Consider the following 24,240-nt stretch of genomic DNA (forward strand, 5'->3'; position numbering starts at 1 on the left):
TTTTATAGCAGTGTATTAGTGAAAAATAAATATTTTATGGATGATGAAAATAGATAATAAATATTCAAGAGATCTAAAAAAACAAATGCAACATCAGGACGAAAACTACTTTCAGACAACATTAAACATGATCTCCTCAACTAAACCCAGACCTGGGCGGAGACCATTACAATACCGCATTCCGATGGATCAGATAATACGCTTCGAAGGCAATGGAAATTATGCCTGGATTTATACACAGGGGAAACCCCGGGAGCTCCTTTCTATACACCTTAAAAAATTAGGGAAGCTTTATCCACACTTTAAGCGAATCCACAAAAGCCATTTGATCAACCCCCGCTTTATCGAACAGAAACTGACCCAAACGGATCTGTACGGTCATCTTTCGGCATGTCTGGTACTGGCCGATGGGCAGCGTGTACCCTGGTCGCGTCGATACTATCATAGAGACCTTGAAGAAAGAAACATTAACGTTTAAATTTTTACTCCAATGCTTATTACAGTTCAAAACACGGAACTAACCTCATTACCGCCGGCTGGTGAGTATCCGGCAGTCCTGTACCGGATCGTTGATTTAGGTACACATCAGGAAACGTATCAGGGCAAAGCCCGGCCAATGCACAAAGTACTGCTAAGTTTTGTTGTTCCAACCTTTACAGTACTTCTCGGTGAAGCGATAGTCCCTCTGATTCTGCACCGGGAATATACCAAATCGCTCCATGAACTATCGAACCTCCGGCGTGATCTGAATGCGATGAAGGGATATGACTTTCTGGCTGACGAGGCAGCTAACCGAATTCCCTATGATATGAGTAAACTTCTGGGACTGGCAGTCATATTGCATATTGAACACCGCACCGGCAGAGATAACCACCCGAAAGCAGAAATTGTCCAGTATTCCGCCTATCCTGAAGATGAACTGTTGCCCGAAAATCCACTGCCCCTTAGTATTTTTTGGTTTGAACAGTTTGACTGGCCACTCTTCAACTCTTTTAACAAACGGCTGAGAGAACGAATCGAGGCCTCAACAGAATTTTCAATGTTCACTCTACAAGAACGGGAACACGGCTACACCTTGAAAGAGGCTAACGCTGATACTGAAAGTGATTTGCCCTTCTAAGCAGGTTAAAATCTCCATTACAGGGCTTGAACTTTTACACGTTGCTAAGAAAGGGGAGGAATGTTTTTAATCTGTTGTTAAACAGGTGTTTAATATTATATGCTGAAGTATTGTTATAAATTTATGGTAAACCAAACGACGAGATACCAGTTAGGTTGACCGCCCCTAAACTATGAATCCTTTCCGTTTTCATCTGGCAGCAAACGTTGCCGGGTTGGTAATTGGGCTACTATGTCCTCCCTTCTATTTTCTGCTCAAACGCCGATTTGGTGTAGCGTTGGTCCTGTTGCTGCTGATTGCCGTTTGGCGAAACTATCCTTACTACTTTGGCTGTATCCTGGTAATCGGTAGTGTTATCGGACAAATCCGTACCGACTATCAGTATCGCCGGATTCTTACGGCCAATGCCCGCAAAGACCGGCTCTACAGGTATATGGCTAATCTGCTGAGTTTGTTTGGTCTGAAAGAGATACAAACCCAACGAAGCTACCGATGAAGGCAGTACATACTATCTCATACAGTCATCTTTGTATTGGCCGGCGTGGAGTCATGGCTTTCACCACCTACAAAGTAGTTTCTGCCCGCCATTAATGGCCGGGGTTCCCACTTATAGATTTTTTCGGGAAACCTATGCCGTTCATAGATCACAGCCGTGAACCGATGCTGGTTGATGGAAAATCCCATAAAACGGACAGTTTTCCTACAGAACAGCACATTCAGTAATTTTCGGCTCAGCTTCCAGCAAGAAATGCAGCCAGGCACTTCTTTTTGTAGCTTTGCGAGGATGAACAAACGTCAGATAAGCAACAGCCCTTTTCTTCTAAATCACACAGATATGCCTTCAAAAGCAATCCCCCGATTCTCGGCCCAGGCTTTCTGGTCGGATGATGTCTCACAACTTGATAAGATTGCCGATGCCGACTATATAATCGCCCGAATTTTTGATGCGGGTACCTTTGACGACATGCAGAAGGCTATCCAGTTTTACGGTATAGCACGAGTCGAAACAGCACTGCTCGAAGCCAACGATCTTCAGAATGGAACAATAAACCATGTGGCTGTTTGGCTGGGAAAAAAGCCTGAAGACTTTCGGGCCTATCGCCGTGCTAACGTGAATCCGATGCCTTACAAAACTTTTTAATTTACGCATAACCAAACAAAAAGACAGATGTCTGGTGTAGCTTATTCGTCTTTTTAATTAATTGTTTCCCTTTTAAGTTAGTTAATCAATCAGATGTTTTCGTAACGTCCACTTCCTAACGAGTGGACGTTTTTCTTTTGATTTCATCTCAACATGCCTAGCTTGCTTTGGACCTTCTTAAGTGAACAAAGGCATGCCAACTTCACTCTATTACCAAACTCTCGAACCAACTTCCTATCGACTCCTGAAAGAAGTAATGGCCATACAGGAACTAAAGGATGCCCGTTTTATGCTGGCTGGCGGAACTGCACTAGCCCTTCAGTTAGGGCACCGTATCAGTACGGACCTGGATTTGTTTACTGACAAACCCTTTGAGCCGCGGCAGATGCAGCAGACTATTCGTGGCCTCTTCAATGATCGCATTCAGTTTCATTCCATTAATGAGCTGGGTTTTCGAGGTTTTGTGGATGGAGTAAAGTTCGACATGATCTACTATCCCTTTCCTCCGAAGCAACCAGCCCTTGATGTGAACGGTTTACGGCTTCTGTCAGTGGAGACCCTGGCAGCCATGAAAGTACATGCAATCGCCAACAGGGGCCTGCGTCGGGATTTCACGGACTTGGCTGAAGTGCTGCAACGAATACCCCTCCAACAGGTGTTAGGCTATTATCAGCAGCTGTTTAACCCCACGGAACGTGGGTTCTATCACACTATGACGGCACTGACTTACTTTGGGGATGCCGAACGGACCCCACAGAAGATTGATACACTCAACAAACGTTCATGGAACGATATTAAGCAGATTATCACCCAGAGCGTTCAGTACCCCGGAAAACTGTACTTGAAACAAGCTCCTAACACTCTAAAACCATCAAATCCACATGAGCCCAAACAGGCAAAACTAACTCCGAAGTCAAAACCAGTGCATCAAATACGTGTTTGAGATCCGGTTGGAGCTGCTACATTTGACTGGAAGTTGAGTTAAGCCTCAGCTCATTAAATAAACTTCATAAATTTTGTCAAGTGGTTATACAAATGGTATCTTGAGCGGTATAAAAATCTTTACCTAATGTTTACCTTCCAAACATTACAAATACTATATTTGTAGTATAATTACAAAAAAAAACGCCCCACCTTGGTAGGGTGAGGCGCTCTGGATAGTCCGGCCTATTAATGTCGATGCCAATCCATCAACATTGAGAAGCCAGTCCGTATCGCGCCAAAGATCGTTTGTATCAATGGCTGATACGTTTTGAGCCAACTCAGTATTTGCCGTACTGTGTTGCTCAGTTTCGCTCTCTTCATATTCGTAGTATGATTTGAGTGTGAAACAAAAATGCCTCAACCTCCGGCGAGGCTTCGGGCTAGCCGACTGCTGGTAACAGTTGGCTGGCACTGCAATTTAACAATATTGTCATATAGTTTCGATAAACCCTGGCTGTCCTGGCTGGGGTTTATTGCTTTCTATTGTACAGAACATCAATTTAAGCACAGGCCTTTTATCTCCTTATTAATCACGGACAGATACTTGCCAGGTAAAAGCCAGGCATGTAACATTCTTTGGGTTGGTTGCCAGAAAAGCGAATGCTGGAGCTGGATGATTGGCTTACTTCTTAACCCAGAGTTGTTCAACCTCAAAGAGCGTGCAACCTAAACGATCTGCTAAAAGCCTGAGCCCATCTATGATTTTCTGATACTGAGCATATGTCATGATATTCTTGATCCGGTAAGTCGAGTGGGTCAACTCAAGAATATCGTTTTTATCGGGGTAGTTCATTTTGATTTTGTCCCAAAGGATACCATCAATTGGAGGGTGAATACACTCGCGCAAACCTGGACGGCCCAAATTACCGACATAGACCGCTGTTTTTAGGTAGACATTCACAATCTTAACAATCCATCCCACATTTAAAGGGCCAGCTATAGCAATTGTTTCTACCTGCAGCTGATGCCAGGTATCAAATTCGTGTTGTGTAATCGGCATTGATCCCTCGATTATTTCAGAAAAGGTAATTTTTTCGATAATGCTGTAAATTGCCTTCCTGTCTTTCACGGGAGAACCAGAGCGCAAAGCTGACAAAGCAGTCCATGCAGCAAACTCAGCTATAATCGTTTGGCGTATTTCGGGTTTCTCAAGGGACATACAAAGTCTGTAAGTTAATTGAACAGATTGATATTACTGTGTTTCGTCTCATGGCGCTCTTAGTAATTCTTTTTAGTATTATTGTATCGTTTCAACACCGCTAATGCTACTTTCCTCTTTGAACCCGTTTACTTAAAATTAACTTTCCATGTCATTCAACGAAAATACCCGTGTAAAGCTCCCCGCTATTTTACACCTCAATCGATTAGGCTATACCTATCTCCCCTTACACAAGGCCATCCGCGATGAAAGCACTAACATTTTCACGGATGTTTTCTACCAAAGCCTTAGCAGAATAAACCCCGGCATTGACCCTCATGAAATAAGCCGTACCCTTGAAAAAATCAAGCTTACCCTGGACAATGAAGACCTTGGGCAGGCATTCTTCAAGATGCTGCTGGATACCTCAGGGGTAAAATTGATTGACCTTGCCGACTTTTCCAACAATGATTTCCACGTCGTCACCGAACTAACCTACAAAAACGGAGATGACGAATTCAGACCAGACATTACTCTGCTTATTAACGGTATGCCCTTGGCGTTTATCGAAGTAAAAAAACCAAACAACAGGGAGGGGATTCTAGCTGAACGTGACCGAATCAATAAGCGCTTTAGCAACAAGAAATTCAGACGGTTTATTAATATTTCTCAGTTGCTGGTTTTCTCCAACAACATGGAGTATGATACCGAATCTATCGTGCCGATTCAGGGGGCTTTCTATGCCACAACCTCCTACCAAAGTGCTCAATTTAATTGCTTCCGGGAAGAAGATACGTTTGACCTGGACACCCTATTAGCACCTGAAAATGACGCACAAGAAAACGTTGTTCTGAAAGACAATAATCTCGCCATCATCAAAAACTCGCCGGAGTTTTTGACCAATAAAAAACCAAACTCGCCAACCAACCGGGTTTTAACGTCGCTCTTCAGCAAAGAACGGCTTCAGTTCCTGCTAAAATTCGGAATTGCCTACGTCCGGGAAGAAAACGGCCTGGAAAAGCATATCATGCGTTATCCGCAGCTTTTCGCTACCAAAGCCATTGAAAGCTCCCTACAGAAAGGTATACGTAAAGGAATCATTTGGCATACCCAAGGTAGTGGTAAAACCGCTCTCGCCTTCTACAACGTCGCCTACCTGACCGACTACTACAGAAAGCAGAATAAGGTCCCCAAGTTCTATTTTATCGTTGACCGAATTGACCTGCTGGAGCAAGCAAAACGGGAGTTTTCGTGCCGGGGGCTGGTCGTACACACCGTAGATTCCAGAGAAGAATTAGTACGTGATTTCCGCACCCCACAGGCCATTCATAACCTTTCAGGACAACGCGAAATTACCGTTGTCAACATTCAGAAGTTCAGGGAGGATACCAACGTACTGACCAAGAACGACTATAACCTCGACATTCAACGCGTTTATTTCATTGACGAAGCTCATCGAGGCTACAAGATCGAGGGGAGCTTTCTGGCAAACCTGACTACTGCCGACCGCGAGGCTGTTTTTATTGCCTTAACCGGTACACCCCTTATAGGCAAAGAAGTAAAGTCTACGGCAGTCTTCGGCGATTACATCCACAAGTATTACTACAACGCGTCGATTGCCGACGGTTATACGCTGAAGCTAATTAGGGAAGGCATCGAAACCAATTACCGGATTCTGCTGGAAGAGGCCTTGAAAGAGGTCGAAATTCTGAAAGGCGATATTGACCGGCGACTCATTTATGCGCATGAACGCTTTGTGGAACCCATGCTCGACTACATTGTCCGGGACTTCACCGACAGTCGTACACGCCTGGGCGATCAATCCATTGGTGGTATGGTGGTTTGCGATAGCGCCGATCAGGCCGAAAAAATGTACGAACTCTTTCAGGAAAACTATGCAGCTCTTGCCGCTGATTCCTCCGAGCCAATAGAGGGTTACTCCGTCAAAAAACCAGTCAAACCACTAAAAGCCGCCCTGATTATCCATGACGCCGGCACCAAGGACGACCGCAAACAGGAAGTGGACGCGTTTAAAGATGGGCAAATAGACCTCCTGTTTGTGTACAATATGCTGTTGACAGGCTTTGACGCCAAACGGCTGAAAAAACTCTATCTCGGCCGGGTGGTCAAAGATCATAACTTACTGCAAACCCTGACCCGCGTTAACCGTCCCTACAAAACCTTTCAGTACGGCTACGTAGTCGATTTTGCCGACATCCGTAAGGAGTTTGACCAAACCAACCGGGCTTACTTCGACGAGCTTCAGCAAGTGTTGGGTAACGAGATGCAGAACTACTCAAATATCTTCAAATCGGATGAGGAGATTGAAGGTGACATCCGTGATATCAAAGATGCTCTGTTTCACTACGACCTTTCCAATGCGGAAATCTTTTCTCAGCAAATCAGTGAAATTGAAGACCGAAAAAGCGTACTGGAGCTTAAAAAAGCGCTGGCTAATGCCAAAAATCTATACAATCTTATTCGGCTGTCGGGGCAAGTTGAATTTCTGAATCGCCTGGATTTTCGTAAACTAAATGACCTGTATAACGAAACGGTCCGGCATCTTGAACTTCTTAACCTCAAGGATTCGGTACAGAATAACGTCGATACCACCAATTTGCTGAACGTGGCGCTCGAAAACGTGTTGTTTATGTTCCGCAAAGTGTCGGAAGCTGAACTTGTACTGGCCGACCAACTCAAAGAAACACTCCGTAAGACCCGTGAAGCTCTGCGCGGCAACTTTGACCAGGACGACCCTGCCTTTGTATCACTTTATGAGGAGCTGAAACGGCTATTCAACAAGAAAAATCTGGATGAGATTACGCAGGAGGAAATGAAACAGAACATTGGTTCCCTGCGTCAAATCTACGATAAGGTGACTGAACTGAACCGCAAAAACAACCTGCTACGGGCCAAGTACCAACATGACGCAAAATATGCCCGCCTGCACAAACGAATTATGGAGCGGGGGAGCATCTCCCAACGAGAAAGCGAAATTCACGAAACGCTGCTGAATATCAAGGTAACAGCCGACGAACAGGTACTACACAACACCCGTGTATTAGATAACGAGGGTTGGTTTACCCAACTAATGATGCAACAGGTGACTAATGGTTTTAAAAAAGCACGTGTTAACTTAGTGCCCGATGCCGCCAAGTATATCAATAATCTGGTGGTACGCGAATACTTGAACGAATTTCACGGAAAGCATACATGGTAGTACAGGACTTTACCGCCAAAACCAAAGAGCTGATCGATAACCTTAAGGGTGTTTGTACCTCCTATGGTTTAGGTAATGACGGCAACGAATTTAAGATTATCACACAGGTCTTCCTGTATAAATTCATGAACGATAAGTTTGGCTATGAAGTTAAGCTTATTGATCCAACCCTTAAAGCCGCTGACAACTGGGAAGAAACCGTTGCCAGCTACTCAGACGACGAATACGAAATGCTGTTGCTGCAACTTAGCCCCAACAGCGCACGCCTGAAACGCGATCATTATCTCAGTTACCTGTTCGGCCGACAAACCCAGGAGGAGTTTGCCAAGCTGTTTGACGATACCCTGTTCGATATTTCGTTAACCAACAACGAGATATTTTCGGTAAAGACCGGAACGGGTGTCCGCATTCAGCTTTTTGACCGATTGAGCCAGTTTATTGCGGATAGCTCCCAGCGCGACAACTTCTGCCGGGCCATTGTAAATCAACTGGTTAACTTTAGTTTTGAGCAGATTTTTACCCAGAAGTTTGACTTCTTCTCTACCATCTTTGAGTACCTTATCAAGGATTACAACAAGGACGGGGGCGGCAAATACGCCGAATACTACACGCCCCATGCCGTCGCCAAAATCATGGCGTCCATTCTGGTGGATGAGCCCGTCAGCAATGTGACCTGCTACGATCCATCGGCGGGGTCGGGGACACTGCTTATGAACCTGGCCCACGCCATTGGCGAAGACCGCTGTACGATCTACTCACAGGATATTTCGCAGAAATCGTCGGGGATGCTCCGGCTGAACCTCATTCTGAACAATCTGGTCCACTCCATCCCGAACATCATTCAGGGCAATACGCTGCTGGCTCCATACCATAAGAAGGGCGACAAGCTCATGGAGTTCGACTATATCGTATCCAACCCGCCCTTCAAACTCGATTTCAGCGACTACCACGCCGAACTGGATACCAAGCAGAATAACCGGCGTTTTTTTGCGGGCATTCCCAATATCCCGAACAAGGATAAGGATAAAATGGCGATCTATCTGCTCTTTATCCAACACATTATCGAGTCGCTGACACCCAACAAGGGCCGGGCGGCTATTGTGGTGCCTACGGGATTTATCACGGCACAAAGCGGTATCGAGAAGAAAATCCGGCAGAAACTCGTGGACGAGCGGATGCTCCGGGGCGTCGTATCCATGCCTTCCAACATCTTCGCCACCACAGGCACCAACGTGTCGGTCCTGTTTATCGACAAGGGCAATAAGAAAGGCGATATTGTGCTGATGGATGCCTCCAAACTGGGCACCACCGTGAAAGACGGTAAGAATCAGAAAACCCTGCTTTCCGATGCCGAAGAACAGCGCATCATCGACACCTTCAACCGACACGAAGCCGTCGAGGACTTCTCAGTGGTGCTGACCTACGAGCAGATTCAGGAGAAAAATTACTCGTTCAGCGCGGGGCAGTACTTCGATGTCAAAATTGACTATGTTGATATTAGCCCGGCGGAGTTTGCCGCCAAAATGGCGAACTTTACCCAAAATCTGGATGCGCTTTTTGCCGAATCCCGGACACTGGAAGCCGAAATCAAGGAGCAATTGGCCACCCTTAACTTTCGTTAACCAATCAAACGCGCCGAAAACCATGACCCTGAACGATAAAACTCTGGATTATCTGGAAGAACACCTGCCCGAACTGATGGCCACGGCCACCAAGCAGGCCTACTGGCAAACGCTCGCTTCGGGACAGTCGGTGCTGGTTGCCGAAGCGGGCAAGCTGATTGAGGTGTTTCCCGACGGCACCCGCACATTTATCAAAGACATTCCAAAACCGACAGCAGCCACGCGGCCAGGCACCATCAGGCTATGATTGAGCAGTTGAGCCAACCCCGCCTGCGCATGTTTGCCGGGCCGAATGGGTCGGGCAAGAGCACCATGCGGTCGGTGATTAAGCGGGAGCTGCTGGGGGCGTATGTGAACCCGGATGAAATTGAAGCGCAAATCAGGCAGTCGGATTGGTTAGACCTGGATGGATTTGGTATCCAAACTACGCAGCTGGAGTTGCAGGCGTTCTATAACCAATCGACCCTGCTCCAGAAACTGGATGCCGACCGGGAGATTGACGCCATCCGGCTGACCCGCAACCGAATCAGTTTTCACGATGTAGCCGTGAACTCCTACTGGGCCTCGGCAACGGCCGATTTTATCCGGTATCAGTTGCTGAAACAGCACAAGCCCTTTACGTTCGAAACGGTGATGTCGTCGCCCGACAAGATCAATTTTCTGGCGAAGGCGAAGGAACTGGGCTACCGCAACTACCTGTATTTTGTGGCGACCGAAGATCCGGCCATCAACATCCGGCGGGTGCAGCAGCGGGTACGGATGGGCGGGCACGATGTCCCCCACGACAAGATTGTGAGCCGGTATTACCGCTCACTCGACTTGTTGCTGCCGGCCATCCGGCTAACCAACCGGGCGTATTTATTCGATAACTCGGGCGAAAATCAGGTTTGGGTGGCCGAAATTACCAATGGCGAGGAACTAACGCTCCGGTCCGATAGCCAACCGTTCTGGTTTCAGCAGTATATTCTGGATCGGTTGGCTTAAGTGTTTGATAACCTTATCAATTTAACCTTTTTAGAAAAGTGATTGAATTGGTGAAGAGGTGAGAAAAGATAATTGAGAAATTAAGCAATGAGTGCATTGAAAAAATATAAATTCAGTCAGCTTTATTCAATGAGTTCTGGTATTTCTTCAAAACCAGAACAGGCAGGGCATGGAGCTCCATTTGCATCCTTTAGCACTATTTTTAACAACTACTTCTTACCAGACGCCTTACCTAATCTTATGGCTACTTCTGAAAAGGAGCAGGAGACTTATTCAATAAAAGAAGGAGATATTTTCTTAACCAGAACCAGCGAAACCATAGATGAATTGGGTATGAGTTGTGTTGCCCTAAAAGACTATCCTACAGCAACATATAGTGGTTTTGTCAAGCGGCTTAGACCTTTGCAGAATGATATTACGTATGCAAAATATATGGGTTTTTATCTGAGGAGTAAATTCTTCAGAAAAACCATGACAAATAATGCCGTCCTTACATTACGAGCAAGTTTAAATGAAGAAATTTTTTCCTATTTAGACTTACTTCTTCCTGATTACACTGCGCAGAAAACATCGGGCAATTTTTTGCACTCATTGAATGCCAAAATCGACCTCAACAACCGCATCAATGCCGAATTGGAGGCAATGGCTAAAACCCTGTACGACTACTGGTTCATGCAGTTCGACTTCCCCAATGCCGAGGGGAAACCCTACAAAACTTCGGGCGGAAAAATGGTCTGGAACGATGAGTTGAAACGAGAAATACCGGAGGGATGGGAGGTGAAGAAGTTGGGAGATTATGGAGGCTTTAAAAATGGCATTAATTATGATCCTTCTGTAAAAGGTGATACACTTGCGAAAATAATTAACGTCAGAAATATAAGCAGCTCGAGCCTTTCTATTTCCCCTTATGATCTGGATGATATTCATTTAGATTGGAATGATATCAAAAACTACTTAGTCTCAAAAGAAGATATTTTAATTGCTCGTAGTGGTATTCCGGGAGCAACACGTTTGATGCTTGAGTTTGAAGAAAACACGATTTTTTGTGGGTTTATCATACGTTTCCAGGCTCAAAACTTGACATATAAAAATTATCTTTTTTATAACTTAAAAGATCTTGAGAAATCAGCAAGTGCCAAATCAGCAGGTACTATTATGCAAAATATAAATCAGGAAACATTAAAGAATCTAAAGCTGCCATCTCCCAACGAAGAACTCATTATAAAATTCAATAAAATTGTACTTCCCATACTCAATAAGATAAAGAGTATCAATAATGAAAACCAGCGTCTCTCCGCCCTGCGCGATTGGCTGTTACCGATGCTGATGAACGGGCAGGTAACGGTGGGTAGCGTTAGCCAGAATGAAGCGGAGGAACCGGCGGTAGCACAAGCCGAAACGCTGTTTATTGCCGATAACAAGAAAGCCTTCGCCAAGCAGGTACTGGGGGGGAAAATCGTGTCGCTGTTCCAGCACGATCCGCATTTCAGCAGCATCAAGTTTCAGAAAATCCAGTACCTCGCCGAGCACCTCGCCGAAGCTGATCTGAACTGGAACTACTACTATCAGGCTGCCGGTCCGTACGACAACGTGTTTATGCACACCATCACGGACAAGCTCAAAGCCTCCCAATGGTTCGAGAAACAAGGCAACCGATACGTGTCCCTCAGCAAGCAGGAGCAGATAGACGGCTACTACCAGGGCTTTTTCAAACCCGTCGCTCCCCGGCTCGATCAGTTGTTTTCGCTCATGGCCAACCTGACGGATATTGAGGCAGAAATCATTGCCACCCTCTACGCCGTCTGGAACAACCGAATTATTCTGAATCAGCCCATCACGGAGGATCTACTCATTGCGGATTTCTACAACTGGAGTGAGCGGAAGCTGTTGTACACACAGGAGCAACTGCAACAGGGCTTGCAATGGATGCGCACGCACAATATTGTGCCTACTGGTTTTGGCAAAGAGCTTAAAAAGGCAAAAGTGAAGATGAAGTAAAACGGAACAACTTTCAGGGTCATGCCCATGCAACAGGCTTTGCATCACTACCCGACTACTCCATTACGCTGTTCGTCCTCTGTAAGTAACTTTGCATTACGCATCTGCTTTGATAGTATTTTTGTGAATGTGCTTACACGTATAAAGCAAAGTGTGACTGATATTGAACTTTGGAAAAGAGTTGACCCTCATCAAGCATACGTAAGATGTATGCTTTGATGGTCTGGTCATACTTGCGAGGGGAAGTTATTCGTTTATTGGGATTTGCTATGATTACCTAATTTATGCAAAAATGATGTCCGATTCAAGATGATCCGTACTAGTACGTTGTTTAGTAGCATTCTGATATATCGGTGAAAATAAAGGTTGGTAAGTATTTTCGTGTTTTTTATCTATTATAAATGATTGTTTATAATAGATAAAAAACATTAGATTCTATTTTGGCGGGTGCTTTATAAATCAGTTATGTAACATAAAGCAAGATTTACTAGCTTAGGTTAGGATTCAATGCTACGACCCTCTTTAGCACTTCTATACCCTCTTTGGACAAATCGCTTGATAAGTTGATAGTTGTGTTTAGCTCTTTTCCAGTTTTCAATTCTTTCGAACTAACAAATAGCAATCCATCTATATTAAAATCAAAGGTTACTTCGATTTGTGGAATGCCTCTTGGAGCTGGAGGAATACCTGAAAACTCAAATTCTCCAATAAGTTTATTATCTCTTGCCATCTCCCTTTCTCCTTGATAAACTTTAACGGAAATTGCAGGCTGATTATCAGAGGCAGTTGAAAAAACTTGTGATTTTTTTGTCGGAATGGTAGTATTTCTTTCTATAATTCTGGTCATAACACCCCCTAACGTTTCTATTCCCAAGGATATTGATGTTATATCAAGTAGCATAAGATCTTGCACCTCACCATTAAGGATGCCAGCCTGAATGGCTGCTCCAAGTGCAACAGCTTCTTCCGGATGTAAATTTTTACAAGGTTTTTTAGCGAAAAACTTTTTCACGGTTTCTTGAACTAAAGGCATTCTTGTCATACCTCCAACAAAAATAACCTCATTAATGTCATTGGCACTAAGTCTGGCATCAGCGAGTACCTTTTGGCAAGGTTCTATTGTTTTCTCAATGATACTTTTCACAATTTCCTCCATTTTACTTCTTGTAAGTAAATAGGTAAAATGTATAGGTGTTTCCTTACTCATTATTAAATCAGGAAGATTTATCTCGTATTCGGCGCTATGCGAAAGTGCCTTCTTTGCATTTTCAGATGCGATTATTATTCTTTGCAAAAGAGCAAAATACGTAATTTTATCTAAATCAATTTCTAAATTTATCCCGGTTGCCCTAGTGATCTGTTGGATCAAGAACTCCATAATTGCATCATCAATATCTTTTCCGCCCAAATTTGTATTACCTCTACTTGCCCAAATTTCAAAAATGCCCTCATTAATATCAATAATAGAAATATCGAATGTACCTCCTCCAAAGTCGTAGACAGCAATTTTACCCGAATTATTTGTGTTGAAACCGTATGCCAAAGCTGCTGCGCTTGGCTCGTTAATCAGACTACAATCCTGAAGTCCGGCAATCATACCTGCATCTTTTGTGGCCTGTCGCTGGGCAGTATTAAAACTGGCTGGAACAGAAATGACGGCTTTTTCGACTTTGAAGCCCAGATATTTTTCTGCTGTCAGTTTTAAATCCAGTATAATCCTTGCCGTAACTTCTTGTGGGGTATATAATCTCCCATTCAATGCAAGTGCCACGGCATCATTTCTTGAACGATCTGATACGACATTAAAAGAATATTTTTTCCTACCGTATGCTATTTCAGAAAACGTTTTTCCTAATAATGTTTTTATCCCGTAAAAGGTACCTTGTGGATTTATAGCCATATGATTTTTGGCCAGATGTCCCGCGAAAACACCATTTTGGGTATAAACTACAACTGCCGGTGTCATATTACTTCCTGCCTGATTAGGAATCACGAACGGACCATTCTCCGTCATTATTGCTACGCAAGCATTAGTTGTTCCCAGACTAATACCAATAATTGTGTTATTATTCATAATTTCTCTCATTTAGAATATATTATGGAATTGATAAGGCTTGAGAGTCGTACCAACTTTGTGCTCTCCAAACCACAAAGCCATGACCCAAAAGCCGAAGCTACAAAAGGTACCGGCAGCAAGTTCGCAAAATGTATAATTTGACATCCATAATTGTCCAAAAATCATGTTTACGCCTGCATTAATAATGCATAAAAAATAACGAAATTACTGCCTATTGGAGATAAGACCGCCTACCTTACTGTTTTACCAACTCTTTTACGTACGTCGGACCGTTTTTGCGGTTGTTGCTTGCTTATATCAATTGCCGTGAAAAACCTTAAAAAAGGTTATAGTTATTTTAGTATCCAGATAGGATTCAGTCTGACTTATAGCCTCCTCAATTGATATATCATCTCCTTCCAGCCATTCGAATTTCGATGAATTAATCAATGGATAATAGCAGACAACATATTCTTCAATGAATTTTTTCTGGCTTCCAATCAGGATCTTTTCAATGACATTTTTAGGTTTCCCTAACGACTGTAATTCAACGCGCTTACTATTTGTGAACTCATCAATTAGCTGCTTATCCATTTGGTGGGGATAAAATATGTCCCCCATTTTACTTGCAACTGCTGTGCAGGCAATTTCGTTTGCCAGCTGAGATAATTGATTTATACTTAGATCACTAAGATCTTTTGTATATTGAAGAGTAAGCAAACAAGCACTCTTAGCCGTGGTAATTTCATGACTATCGTCTTTATGGAAAATATTATGAATATATTCGCCGAATATTTCATTTTTTTTAATCCTACGCTTCTCTGCATACTTAAAGCTTATTGTAGAACGGAAATAAGTTAAGAGATAATCGTATTTATCCTTAAAATTATTTTTTTGCATTAAAATATCAATAGAATTTATAGGGGACTCTTCTTGATCAATGCTTTCAAAAGTAACTTTGACTAAATCAAAAAATTCTGTAGACCGGATGAGGATTTCAGATGATGATGAAAGCTGGCAATAGCCAAAATAACCATCATTTTGCTGTAAAATTCCCACGACATACTCATCACCAGAGGAGGAATTAGACCACTTTACTGCATATTTTTTAGCCAATAAATACTTTGCATCTAGCATTGAGTAATTCACACTCTCAAGTGCACTTAAGCAGTCTTTTATATTGTAACCTGTGGAAGAATAAAATTGCTTAAGAATTTCTTTTTTTTGTTCTTGATCCATAAAAAAAGCGAAAAATATAAGTTTTAAAATTACGAAACAATGTTTTGCCTAAACTTACACTAATTGGCAGCTTATCTGCTGTGACAGGTATTTTTATATAGTGAATATATTTCGCTTTAAGCACCCTGCAAAACTATTCCCTATTCATCATGAGCCTAAGCATCACCCGCAGATGTGTTCGATTTACGGGCTCCCTTCTCCATTAAGCGCAAGATGTTCCAATATACGTGCTACCGTATATGCTTTGCTTGCAACAATCATTATTCTCCATGTTCTCTGACCCCGAAATTCACGCGATTTCCATAAACTTAGCCGATGTATTCAATAAATTCCTATGTTTGCTAGCTAAACAACAGAAAAATTATGTCAAAAAAGCAGTTAAATCTTGTCTTCATCACTCCCTCGCAAAATGAGGCTAATCCGGAAAAACAGTCAAAAGCGAAAAAGGAGCCTTTAACCGGTTATATTTCAGGTACTGGTAAAATCGTACTACCTGAAAAAACAACCTTTGCACTGCCTGTTCCTGTTGATGGTAAATCCTTTAAGATTGGTGTCGAGCAGGGCAAACGTAAAATAAAATCTCTTTTCATTGTACCTGCATACTCAGCAGATCAGGATATTTTCTCTTTTGAAAAGACACCACGCGGTTATACGCTGGATTTATCCGTTATCCTTAAAAACAGTGGTATTGAATATGAGAATACCAAATACATATTCGCGATAGAGGAGTTCACTTATAAAGGCATTGCTTCTTTAGAACTTGCACTAGAACTAAAAAACGCGGCCCCAAAACTACCCTATACCGGAAAGCCTCGTGGTCGCAAACCAAAGCAAAAGTAGAATAACTAAAAGCCCTGTTCCGGCGGGGCTTTTAAACAATAAAAATGTAAAGGAGCTATCTTTAATAGGCTAAATGTAAAGCTCTTGAGATATCATTAAATTAATTGTACTAAATAAAACAATACTTTCTCATCAATCAGGACTTTCTCATAAAAAAAAGGCAAGTAACAGTAGGGTGCATTTCAAAATTACCCATAAAAGGTTACCTTTCCCTTAAAAGTCCCAAAGTCCTATGACCAGAGCCGAATTGCACGCCCTTGTAGATGCCCAGTTTGATAACCTGCAGAATCTCCAGAACGAGGCCTCATTTCTAACCTTTGAAGAAAAATTCACCCGGATTTGGCTCAGCCTCGGTACTCAGGTCTTACAGGCAACGGTAGGTGATCTACCCGAAAATCCCCGAAAAAAAACACCTGTCAAACCCGGTTTGGTGCGATAGAAATACCTCATAATCATCGCTTTAAGGCCAATATCAATGGTTTCTTTATCTCTCCGAACCTACAAAACCTGATGGCTATTGCCGGGGTAAGCGATGTCTATTCGGCCAGTAGTGATGTCTTCAAGGCCTTCCTGGGTATTGACATTTCCCCCATCCAGGTTTATCGGGTGAGTAACCAGCTGGGTCATCAAATTGATCTGGATTTACGGAAGGACATAGCCCAGCCGCCCCCTGCCCCCGGGGAAGTTATCTATGCTTGCATGGATGGCAGCATGATCCTGACCGATACAGGCTGGCAAGAGGTGAAGGTAGGGCGGGTTTTCAGCAGTTTCAACCGCTCGGAAGCGGGCGCAAAGGGGGATACAGCAAGCCGGTTTGCCCTGACAAAGTCCACTTACTGCGCCCATTTAGGAACCTGTGAGGACTTTATTCCGCTTTTTGAGGCCAGTTTAGGTACCTATCGCGCCTGTCCGGAGCAGTTGGCCTTTATCAACGACGGAGCCCCCTGGATTCAACAGTATGTGGAAAGTAAGTACCCGGCAGCAACCCACATTCTGGACTATTACCATGCGCTGGAACACCTGGCGGAGTTTAGCCGGGTTCATTTTAAGGCCGCTAAGTCTTCTGCCCAATGGCTTGATAAACAGGCCGGGTTGCTGCTGTCGGACGGCGTCGATTTAGTACTGACCAACCTGGCGGAGTTGAATCGGCTATCGGCTGATGCGACCGAATGCCGTCGCCGTTTAGTGGGTTATTATAGCCGCAACCGACATCGGATGCAGTATGGGACCTTCCGCAACCGGGGCTTACAAATCGGTTCTGGTGCGATGGAAGCGGCTCACCGGACAGTCGTTCAATGTCGGATGAAGCGAAGTGGTCAGCGATGGAGTGATGAGGGTGCACAAGCCATGCTCAACCTGCGGGTAGCTTATAAGAGTGACCGATGGGAGTTGGTTAGAAACTGCCTAAGTAAACGGTAGGCGAGTCGTTTTGTAATGCACCCGTAACAGTATATACCATTTTGTTGGTGACTAAACTACAAACCTATGACGACTGCGACCTGCCCCTCCAAAGTTACACGCTTTTTTGAGTGTTTAGCCAAAACAGTAGGTCTTGATTAACGGGATAACTGTGGCAAAAAACACCCTTTATCGCTGTTATTGACAGGGTTAAGAGTCTCTCTGTGCTGTGGGCGGTACGGGAAATTATCCCGGCTCAATCAGTAAATGGTCCATCACAGCAAGGGCTGATCCGTTTAAAGTTTTGCAACAGGCTGCTGTCACTGATCGGCTACGGGTTATTTCCTGCGCTTAGCTCCCTGGAGTATTAGCCAAAGTCAATGGTGAGATCTTCTCTGGTTTACTCCACGAATGGTTCGTGGATAGTTATCAGCAGGGATAGGGGCCGTGGACAGTAAAGAACTGCTGAGCTCTACCGCTGTAGATAATCCCCGTGGAACAGATTATTAGCCAGTATTACTAGAGTAGCCTGAAAAATGGTGAGCATCAGACAGTAGGTCAACTGCTGACGGACGCAAAGTTGGCGGGGCAAAAACTTACCATAGATGTAATTCAGTGAATTCCTGCCACCCTGCACGCTATTGAGTTGCAGGGCAGACGCTTTATAGTGTGGCTAAAAATGAATCAGCCGGATTATCGCCGGCAGGACATTGCTCAACATTGATTGAGTCTGCCGGAATGACTGTTTTAAAACACAGGGTTATAGGTTCAACTTAAGGAACCCTACAGGCATGCCCCAACTGCTCATCTACCGGACGCCCATGCCTTACCAGGGAGTTCAACCATTTTTAAGATCGTCAATGGACATTGTTTAATTACCCGGCTGCTGCTTTAAACACGCCACAGAATAAGTAAAGATAAAAGGGGGGGGGGATCTACCCCTGCCTGTTCAGGCTGATAATACTAGTTTCAAGGGTGTAAAATGACGATCTTTAGGGTAAGATAATCATTCAGAGAAAGGGGCCAAAAGCCCTAACCATTCATTTTTATGGCTGTTACTTACCCCCGGCATCGGGCGGCTCGTCCGTCCGTGTATAGTGGTCAGTTGTCTCTTTTCGACATTCTGCCTGATCTGCTTCCTTCCCAATCCATTGTTTCACTGACCGACAACGAGCTTACCGGCCCTTTGACAGGGAACGGGCCTGTTCGTTTTCCCTTGTTCTTGCGGGATGCCCTGTTTTGTCTACCAGAAGACTGGAACCCACCGGGCGGGTGCCGCAACAAATTAACTGCGAATCTTAACGCCTTAAGACTGATTCAGTCCTTGCGCCAAAACCCCCGGCCCCTGACGAGGGCCGAGCAACTAACCCTTGCTCAGTTTGTGGGCTGGGGGGAACTATCAAACGTTTGGGACGAGGATGGGTACAAGTGGTTTTTAGCCCGACAGGAAGCTCCCGGTATTGAGCTTGCCGAGTCGGAAAGCCGATGGATAACAACGTTTGGTCATGTGCGGCATGAACTGGAAACCTTGTTAAGCCCCACCGAACGCGAAGAGGCGGCTTTATCGACAGTCAACGCTTTTTATACACCTCCTTTGGTCATTGGTGCCATGTGGAAACTGATAGAGCGCTTAGGTTTTACCGGGGGGGATATGTTAGAGCCAGCCGCCGGAATAGGCCATTTTATCGGCATGATGCCTCTTTCGATTCGGGAGCATACCCGCGTTACTGCCGTAGAGAAAGACCCGCTTTCGGCGGCTATACTTGCCGCTCTATATCCTGAACTCACTACTCATGCTGCCCCTTTCGAAACGGTCCGTTTTGGAGAAGATAAGGAGCAATTTGATTTGGTAACAGGTAACGTTCCCTTTGGCGACTTCAACGTTTTTGACCGCAAAAACCGCGATTTAAGTGACTTTTTTATCCATAACTACTTTATAGGCCGTTCGGCCCGTTTGTTGCGTCCCGGTGGCCTGATGGCCCTTATTACGTCTGCCGGTACGATGGATAGCGGAAGCACTACGTTTCGTAAAACGTTAGCTGCTGAGGGCGTTACTTTAGTGGGAGCTGTCAGATTGCCAGGTTGCACCTTTAAAAAGAACAGCGGGACAGAAGTAACGACGGATATATTGGTATTTCAGAAAGACCCCGTTACCCGCGAAGCCTACCAATCTTCCCCCTTTGCTCACCATACGTTTTTAGAAACGGTGACGGTCTTTACTGAATCAAAAGAAGAGGATTCGGGGGAGTTGGCCCGTTCGGTTGTGGTGAACGAATACTTTGCCGAACGCCCACACCTGATGCTAGGTGAAATGACTTTTGCCGACACGGTTAATGTAGGCGGTTTGTACGGAGCCGACCGCCAAACGCTCTTTCTGTCCGTTCCCGACGAATTAGCCCCGCGCCTCCATGCTGCTATTGAATCCTTTCCCCGGGCTATCTACCAGACCGCCCCGGTCCCCTATAACCCACTGACTCAAACCCAAAGCCGTCTGGATGCGTTTTCAGGCGCTGTCAATATCGGCAAACGACTCTTCAAAAAGTCGCTTATCATTGAACAATATGAAGCTCTTAAAGCGGCGTTCAGGGAAATGTTGCGCGTGGAGTTAGCCGGAGAGTCTGAGGAGGTATGCGACCAGGTACGGGTAACTTTACGCGATGTTTACGGCACGTTTACCCGCCATTTCGGAAAACTGAATCGTAACCGGAATTTAGCTTTTCTGGAAGAATGGGATGTGCAGTTTCCCACCGTTCAGGCGCTGGAAAATGTACAGCGTAACACGGACAAATCTTACACTATCACCCCGGCAACCATTCTACACGAACGGGTTTACCGAAGCGCGACAATTCCCGATAGAGTAGACTCCCTGACGGATGCCCTGCAACTGTCGATGTATGCAACGGGTGGTATTTCGCTTGTTTATATGTCGGAGAAATACGGTAAAGCCCCCGATGTGGTACGGGACGAACTGCTTAAATCCGAACTGGCTTTTGTTTGCCCTGAATCTGGCCGACTTATTGACCGGGTTAGCTATCTGTCAGGAGAGGTACGCACCAAATTACATTCAGTCGAACAACACCTGCTGGAACAGCCCGAACTTACGCCCAACTACACGGCCTTACAAAAAGTCATACCCGCCCCTGTTCCTGTTTCCCTTATCTCTTTTGGACTTGGCTCCAACTGGTTACCGAATGAACTAATAACCGGGTTTATCAGCCAGCATTTAGACTTGGTTGTTCGTATCGAGGTTGACCCCGCCACCCGTCAATATAGTGTCGATTATAACCGCGTTTATTCGGCTAAAAATGAAGCCGCAGGTACGAAAGAGCGGAATGGGATTGAATTAGTCGAAGCTGCCCTAAACAGCCGTTCCGTCGTCGTTACAAAGACGGTATATGTCAATGGGGAGAAAAAAGAAGTAAAAGATATAGAGGCTACATCAGCGGCTGTTCAGGCACAGGAAGCTATTCAGGAAGCCTTTAACGACTTTGCGCGGGAGAATTACGGCGAGCGGATTGAGACCATTTTTAATAACCGCTTTAACAATTTTGTCCCCAAAACCTATGCTTTACCGACCATAAAAGGACAGGAGTTGACCCACTATCCCGGTGCCAGCCCTGCAATCTGTTTACGTAAACACCAGATACGGGCGACGGAGCGGATAAAAGAAGCTGATACGATGTTGGCACACGTAGTCGGTAGTGGTAAAACATTTACGATGATTTCAGCTGCTATGGAATTAAAGCGGCTTGGAAAAGTTACCAAAACGATTATTGCTGTTCAGAACTCAACCGTTGCTGACTTTGGCCGGGCTTGTAAACGGTTGTACCCGTCTGCCCTTGTTTATGTACCTGATAAGTTAGATCTGGAAGCATCAAACCGGAAGCGGTTTTTACAACGAATTGCAACCAATCCGTTTGACCTGATCGTATTACCAAACTCCTTTTTAAAATTGATTCCGGACGATCCGACTGACGAGGAAATCTTTTTGCGCGAAGAATTGGCCCGGGCAGAGGGAAATATCAAGCATTTGGCAGGGCATTCCCTTAAACGTAAAAAAACCGTTAAGGAAATCAACAAAGCCAAATTACGGGTGGCCGCCCGCCGACAGGCACAGAGCGCACGGCAAACGGATTCTATTCTGCATTTCGGCCAGCTGGGAGTAAACTGTTTGATGCTAGACGAAGCGCACAGTAAAAAACGCCTTGGTTTTGCCACCAACCGCCGAAATATCAAAGGTATCGACACCCAGGGTTCACAGGATGCGTTACAGGCTTTAATCAAGTGTAGAACGGTACAGCGCAAGAGCGGACGGGTTGTACTGGCTACCGGAACACCAATTTCAAACACGATGGCCGAAGCATGGACGATGTTACGATTTATCGCGCCTGACCGATTAGCCAGTGTGGGTTGTGATACGTTCGATGGATTCGCCGGGGCCTTTGGGTCAGTAGTCCCCTCTTTTGAAATGACCACTGCCGGCCAGTTCCGGGCCGTTGACCGATTCGCTAAATTCGTGAATGTACCTCAATTGTCAGCTCTATATAGGGAACAGGTTGATGTGGTAATGAATGACGACATTGAGGAATTTAAGCGTGATAACACCTTGCCTATTCTAAAACAGGGACGGTTTACCGAGATTATTCTACCCCAGACCCCGGGGGTTGCCGCCGAACTAGCTGAAATTCGCTCTATATTGGCCTGGTACGATAAACTATCCGCGAAAGACAAGCGGGAAAACAGCCATATCCCCCTTGTCATGTATGGACAGGCGCGAAAGGTGACGCTGGATATACGTTTGTTAAATGCTCAGAATGAGGACGAAGCAGGGGCAAAAGCATGGGTAGCTGTAGAGCAAATTGAGCGTAAATACCACGAGCTAACCCCTTACAGGGGGACACAGTTAGTTTTCGCGGACTTGTTTCAGTCTTCGGCAGTCAAAAGTGTTTATCTGAATGAAGAAGACACAAGTTCAAACCCTGACTTTGGCCACCAGCGGCAGAACCGGTGCGCCGGAGCGACGGCCCGTTTTAACCTGTTTGATGATATGCGGAAGAAGCTTATAACCAAAGGCATCCCGGCGCATGAAATAGCGGTTGTTCCCGAAGATGCGAGCAAGCGGGAGCTTGTCTTTGAACAGGTTCGTAATGGAGTAATCCGGATTTTGTTTGGCACCTCGGAGCGTATGGGTGTAGGGGTTAACGTACAGGAGAGACTTGGAGCCTTGCACCATTTGGACGCCCCAAACCGCCCCACCGACTTTGAACAGCGAAACGGGCGGATGATTCGGCAGGGTAATTTGTTTGCTGAGTGGGGTATTCCTGTTGAAGCCTTTACTTACGGGGTTGATAAAACGTTGGATGCCACTGCCTACGGGCGTATGGCTATCAAAAAGAAGTTTATCAATCAGGTCTTGCAAGGAACCGTTACGGACGCTGAAGTAAGCGATTTATCAAGCGAGGACGATTTTATGTCTATGAGTTTTGAAGGTATGATGGCGACGCTTTCCGGTTCCCAATATGCCATTACCTACACGGTCAGGAAGCATGAACTCAGCCGTCTGTACCAGCAAAAGAAAAACTACGAACGCGGATTACGCGAAGCACAGGCACGGATTGAGTCGGCCCGTCGTACCTTGTCTGTTTGTTCGGCCCAACTGCCTAAACTTCAACTGGAAGCTGATTTATTTGCTCAAAAATGGGGAAGAGAAGGGATTACGTCCGTTGATATTGACGGAGTGGTTTACAGGGAGTCGACGGGTATTGCTGGTTGGACAGCCGCAACCGAACGGCTTTTTATAGAAATTCAGATGCTGGCAAGGCGGGGTCGTAATAGCAAAAAGACAATTACGGTAAACGGCTTAATGATTGGTCTGGAAGGGGTATTGACAGGATATGACCGGGTAACAGGCAAAGCTGAGTATGGAACAAGCTATGCATGGGGACTGACGCTCAAAGGGTGTGTATTAACCGGACAGGGTTTTTATACGTCGCTTCGGACAAAGGCAAATGATGTTTTGGAAGCCCCCTTTCAGGCTAAACGGGATATACAGAAGGCACAGGCCGAAGAAGTAGAATTTGGTAAGAAAGTAAATGAGCCATTTAAGAAACTTGAGGTCATAATTCATCTGGAAGGAGAACTTGAAACCTTGAAAAGACTGATGGAAAGCGAAACGATGTAAGTGTGCAGGTTATCAGAAAGTTAAAGATTGAATGCCCCTCCGTATTATAGGAAGGGCATTTTTGTTGCCCCTGTTACCACGCCACAAAATAATACAGAATACACCACGCTACTTCTGAACGCCACCCGTCTTAACAAAAGGATGCCGGATGGATCGGGGAGTAGCTGTATTTTATTCAAAGTTTCCTGACAATAAATGTACGTATATATGTACCCGTTAATTGATCTTGTCTTCGTCAGATAAAAAAACTATACCCAAAAATTGCTTTTTTTATGGTTGTTACTTTCAAAAACTAAACATCGTGAATAAACACGCTACT

16 protein-coding genes are annotated in these 24,240 nt (G+C 44.9%); 13 read left to right on the forward strand and 3 right to left on the reverse strand.

Annotation, left to right across the window (positions count from 1 at the left end; all coding sequences use genetic code 11):
* The first annotated feature begins 184 nt into the window (after window positions 1–184).
* The 5 genes from AC23NW_RS26400 to AC23NW_RS26420 all read left to right on the forward strand — a co-directional run bounded on the left by AC23NW_RS26400 (window position 185) and on the right by AC23NW_RS26420 (window position 3,204).
* Entirely contained in the window at window positions 185–478 is a 294-nt protein-coding gene (locus AC23NW_RS26400; RefSeq protein ID WP_487453313.1) for a LytTR family transcriptional regulator DNA-binding domain-containing protein, read from the forward strand.
* A 12-nt stretch (window positions 479–490) separates the two neighbouring features.
* The gene (locus tag AC23NW_RS26405) at window positions 491–1,120 is read left to right on the forward strand and encodes a phage replication initiation protein, NGO0469 family (RefSeq protein WP_487453255.1); all 630 of its coding nucleotides are present in this window, start codon (window positions 491–493) and stop codon (window positions 1,118–1,120) included.
* A 172-nt stretch (window positions 1,121–1,292) separates the two neighbouring features.
* Entirely contained in the window at window positions 1,293–1,616 is a 324-nt protein-coding gene (locus tag AC23NW_RS26410) for a hypothetical protein (RefSeq protein WP_487453256.1), read from the forward strand.
* A gap of 339 nt (window positions 1,617–1,955) precedes the next feature.
* Entirely contained in the window at window positions 1,956–2,261 is a 306-nt protein-coding gene (locus AC23NW_RS26415) for a DUF6922 domain-containing protein (protein WP_487453258.1), read from the forward strand.
* A 193-nt stretch (window positions 2,262–2,454) separates the two neighbouring features.
* Window positions 2,455–3,204, forward strand: coding sequence for a nucleotidyl transferase AbiEii/AbiGii toxin family protein (locus AC23NW_RS26420; protein WP_487453259.1), 750 nt, complete (start codon window positions 2,455–2,457; stop codon window positions 3,202–3,204).
* A 663-nt stretch (window positions 3,205–3,867) separates the two neighbouring features.
* Here AC23NW_RS26420 and AC23NW_RS26425 read toward each other — a convergent pair.
* Window positions 3,868–4,404, reverse strand: a complete 537-nt coding sequence (locus AC23NW_RS26425; protein WP_487453260.1) for a hypothetical protein — start codon at window positions 4,402–4,404, stop codon at window positions 3,868–3,870.
* Window positions 4,405–4,552: 148 nt separating this feature from the next.
* Here AC23NW_RS26425 and AC23NW_RS26430 point away from each other — a divergent pair, with 148 nt between their 5' ends.
* From AC23NW_RS26430 to AC23NW_RS26450, 5 genes are all read left to right on the forward strand, one after another.
* Window positions 4,553–7,603: a type I restriction endonuclease subunit R gene (locus AC23NW_RS26430; protein WP_487453262.1), complete on the forward strand. Its 3,051-nt coding sequence runs from the start codon at window positions 4,553–4,555 to the stop codon at window positions 7,601–7,603.
* Window positions 7,597–9,225 carry an HsdM family class I SAM-dependent methyltransferase gene (locus tag AC23NW_RS26435; protein ID WP_487453264.1) on the forward strand — a complete coding sequence of 543 codons (1,629 nt, stop codon included), beginning with the start codon at window positions 7,597–7,599 and terminating at the stop codon, window positions 9,223–9,225. The genes AC23NW_RS26430 and AC23NW_RS26435 overlap by 7 nt, the downstream gene beginning before the upstream one ends.
* Before the next feature lie 22 nt (window positions 9,226–9,247).
* Window positions 9,248–9,472, forward strand: coding sequence for a hypothetical protein (locus tag AC23NW_RS26440; protein WP_487453265.1), 225 nt, complete (start codon window positions 9,248–9,250; stop codon window positions 9,470–9,472).
* The gene (locus tag AC23NW_RS26445; RefSeq protein WP_487453266.1) at window positions 9,469–10,209 is read left to right on the forward strand and encodes an ATPase; all 741 of its coding nucleotides are present in this window, start codon (window positions 9,469–9,471) and stop codon (window positions 10,207–10,209) included. Before AC23NW_RS26440 ends, AC23NW_RS26445 begins: the two co-directional genes overlap by 4 nt.
* An 87-nt stretch (window positions 10,210–10,296) precedes the next feature.
* The gene (locus tag AC23NW_RS26450; protein WP_487453267.1) at window positions 10,297–12,207 is read left to right on the forward strand and encodes a restriction endonuclease subunit S; all 1,911 of its coding nucleotides are present in this window, start codon (window positions 10,297–10,299) and stop codon (window positions 12,205–12,207) included.
* A 487-nt stretch (window positions 12,208–12,694) separates the two neighbouring features.
* Here AC23NW_RS26450 and dnaK read toward each other — a convergent pair whose 3' ends face one another.
* Window positions 12,695–14,281: a molecular chaperone DnaK gene (dnaK, locus tag AC23NW_RS26455; RefSeq protein WP_487453269.1), complete on the reverse strand. Its 1,587-nt coding sequence runs from the start codon at window positions 14,279–14,281 to the stop codon at window positions 12,695–12,697.
* A 300-nt stretch (window positions 14,282–14,581) separates the two neighbouring features.
* Entirely contained in the window at window positions 14,582–15,502 is a 921-nt protein-coding gene (locus tag AC23NW_RS26460) for a hypothetical protein (protein ID WP_487453270.1), read from the reverse strand.
* A gap of 363 nt (window positions 15,503–15,865) precedes the next feature.
* On the opposite strand from AC23NW_RS26460, the gene AC23NW_RS26465 reads away from it, so the two are divergent.
* From AC23NW_RS26465 to AC23NW_RS26475, 3 genes are all read left to right on the forward strand, one after another.
* Window positions 15,866–16,342 (forward strand): hypothetical protein, encoded by a 477-nt coding sequence (locus AC23NW_RS26465; RefSeq protein WP_487453272.1) that lies wholly within the window; start codon window positions 15,866–15,868, stop codon window positions 16,340–16,342.
* 510 nt (window positions 16,343–16,852) lie between these two features.
* A complete protein-coding gene (locus AC23NW_RS26470) occupies window positions 16,853–17,761 on the forward strand; it encodes a UPF0236 family transposase-like protein (protein ID WP_487453273.1) in 909 nt (302 codons plus the stop codon).
* Window positions 17,762–18,788: 1,027 nt separating this feature from the next.
* Window positions 18,789–23,921 (forward strand): Eco57I restriction-modification methylase domain-containing protein, encoded by a 5,133-nt coding sequence (locus AC23NW_RS26475; protein ID WP_487453275.1) that lies wholly within the window; start codon window positions 18,789–18,791, stop codon window positions 23,919–23,921.
* Window positions 23,922–24,240: the final 319 nt, after the last annotated feature.

Source organism: Arsenicibacter sp. R0_47, assembly GCF_057652235.1.

What these genes read in the sequence shown, in the direction of transcription:
- AC23NW_RS26440 (WP_487453265.1), top strand. Translation starts at nt 9,248, where the DNA reads ATGACCCTGAACGATAAAACTCTGGATTATCTGGAAGAACACCTGCCC.
- AC23NW_RS26410 (WP_487453256.1), top strand. Translation starts at nt 1,293, where the DNA reads ATGAATCCTTTCCGTTTTCATCTGGCAGCAAACGTTGCCGGGTTGGTA.
- AC23NW_RS26475 (WP_487453275.1), top strand. Translation starts at nt 18,789, where the DNA reads ATGGCTGTTACTTACCCCCGGCATCGGGCGGCTCGTCCGTCCGTGTAT.
- AC23NW_RS26430 (WP_487453262.1), top strand. Translation starts at nt 4,553, where the DNA reads ATGTCATTCAACGAAAATACCCGTGTAAAGCTCCCCGCTATTTTACAC.
- AC23NW_RS26435 (WP_487453264.1), top strand. Translation starts at nt 7,597, where the DNA reads ATGGTAGTACAGGACTTTACCGCCAAAACCAAAGAGCTGATCGATAAC.
- AC23NW_RS26425 (WP_487453260.1), bottom strand. Translation starts at nt 4,404, where the DNA reads ATGTCCCTTGAGAAACCCGAAATACGCCAAACGATTATAGCTGAGTTT.
- AC23NW_RS26405 (WP_487453255.1), top strand. Translation starts at nt 491, where the DNA reads ATGCTTATTACAGTTCAAAACACGGAACTAACCTCATTACCGCCGGCT.
- AC23NW_RS26400 (WP_487453313.1), top strand. Translation starts at nt 185, where the DNA reads ATGGATCAGATAATACGCTTCGAAGGCAATGGAAATTATGCCTGGATT.
- AC23NW_RS26445 (WP_487453266.1), top strand. Translation starts at nt 9,469, where the DNA reads ATGATTGAGCAGTTGAGCCAACCCCGCCTGCGCATGTTTGCCGGGCCG.
- AC23NW_RS26420 (WP_487453259.1), top strand. Translation starts at nt 2,455, where the DNA reads ATGCCAACTTCACTCTATTACCAAACTCTCGAACCAACTTCCTATCGA.
- AC23NW_RS26470 (WP_487453273.1), top strand. Translation starts at nt 16,853, where the DNA reads ATGGCTATTGCCGGGGTAAGCGATGTCTATTCGGCCAGTAGTGATGTC.
- AC23NW_RS26465 (WP_487453272.1), top strand. Translation starts at nt 15,866, where the DNA reads ATGTCAAAAAAGCAGTTAAATCTTGTCTTCATCACTCCCTCGCAAAAT.
- AC23NW_RS26415 (WP_487453258.1), top strand. Translation starts at nt 1,956, where the DNA reads ATGCCTTCAAAAGCAATCCCCCGATTCTCGGCCCAGGCTTTCTGGTCG.
- AC23NW_RS26460 (WP_487453270.1), bottom strand. Translation starts at nt 15,502, where the DNA reads ATGGATCAAGAACAAAAAAAAGAAATTCTTAAGCAATTTTATTCTTCC.
- dnaK (WP_487453269.1), bottom strand. Translation starts at nt 14,281, where the DNA reads ATGAATAATAACACAATTATTGGTATTAGTCTGGGAACAACTAATGCT.
- AC23NW_RS26450 (WP_487453267.1), top strand. Translation starts at nt 10,297, where the DNA reads ATGAGTGCATTGAAAAAATATAAATTCAGTCAGCTTTATTCAATGAGT.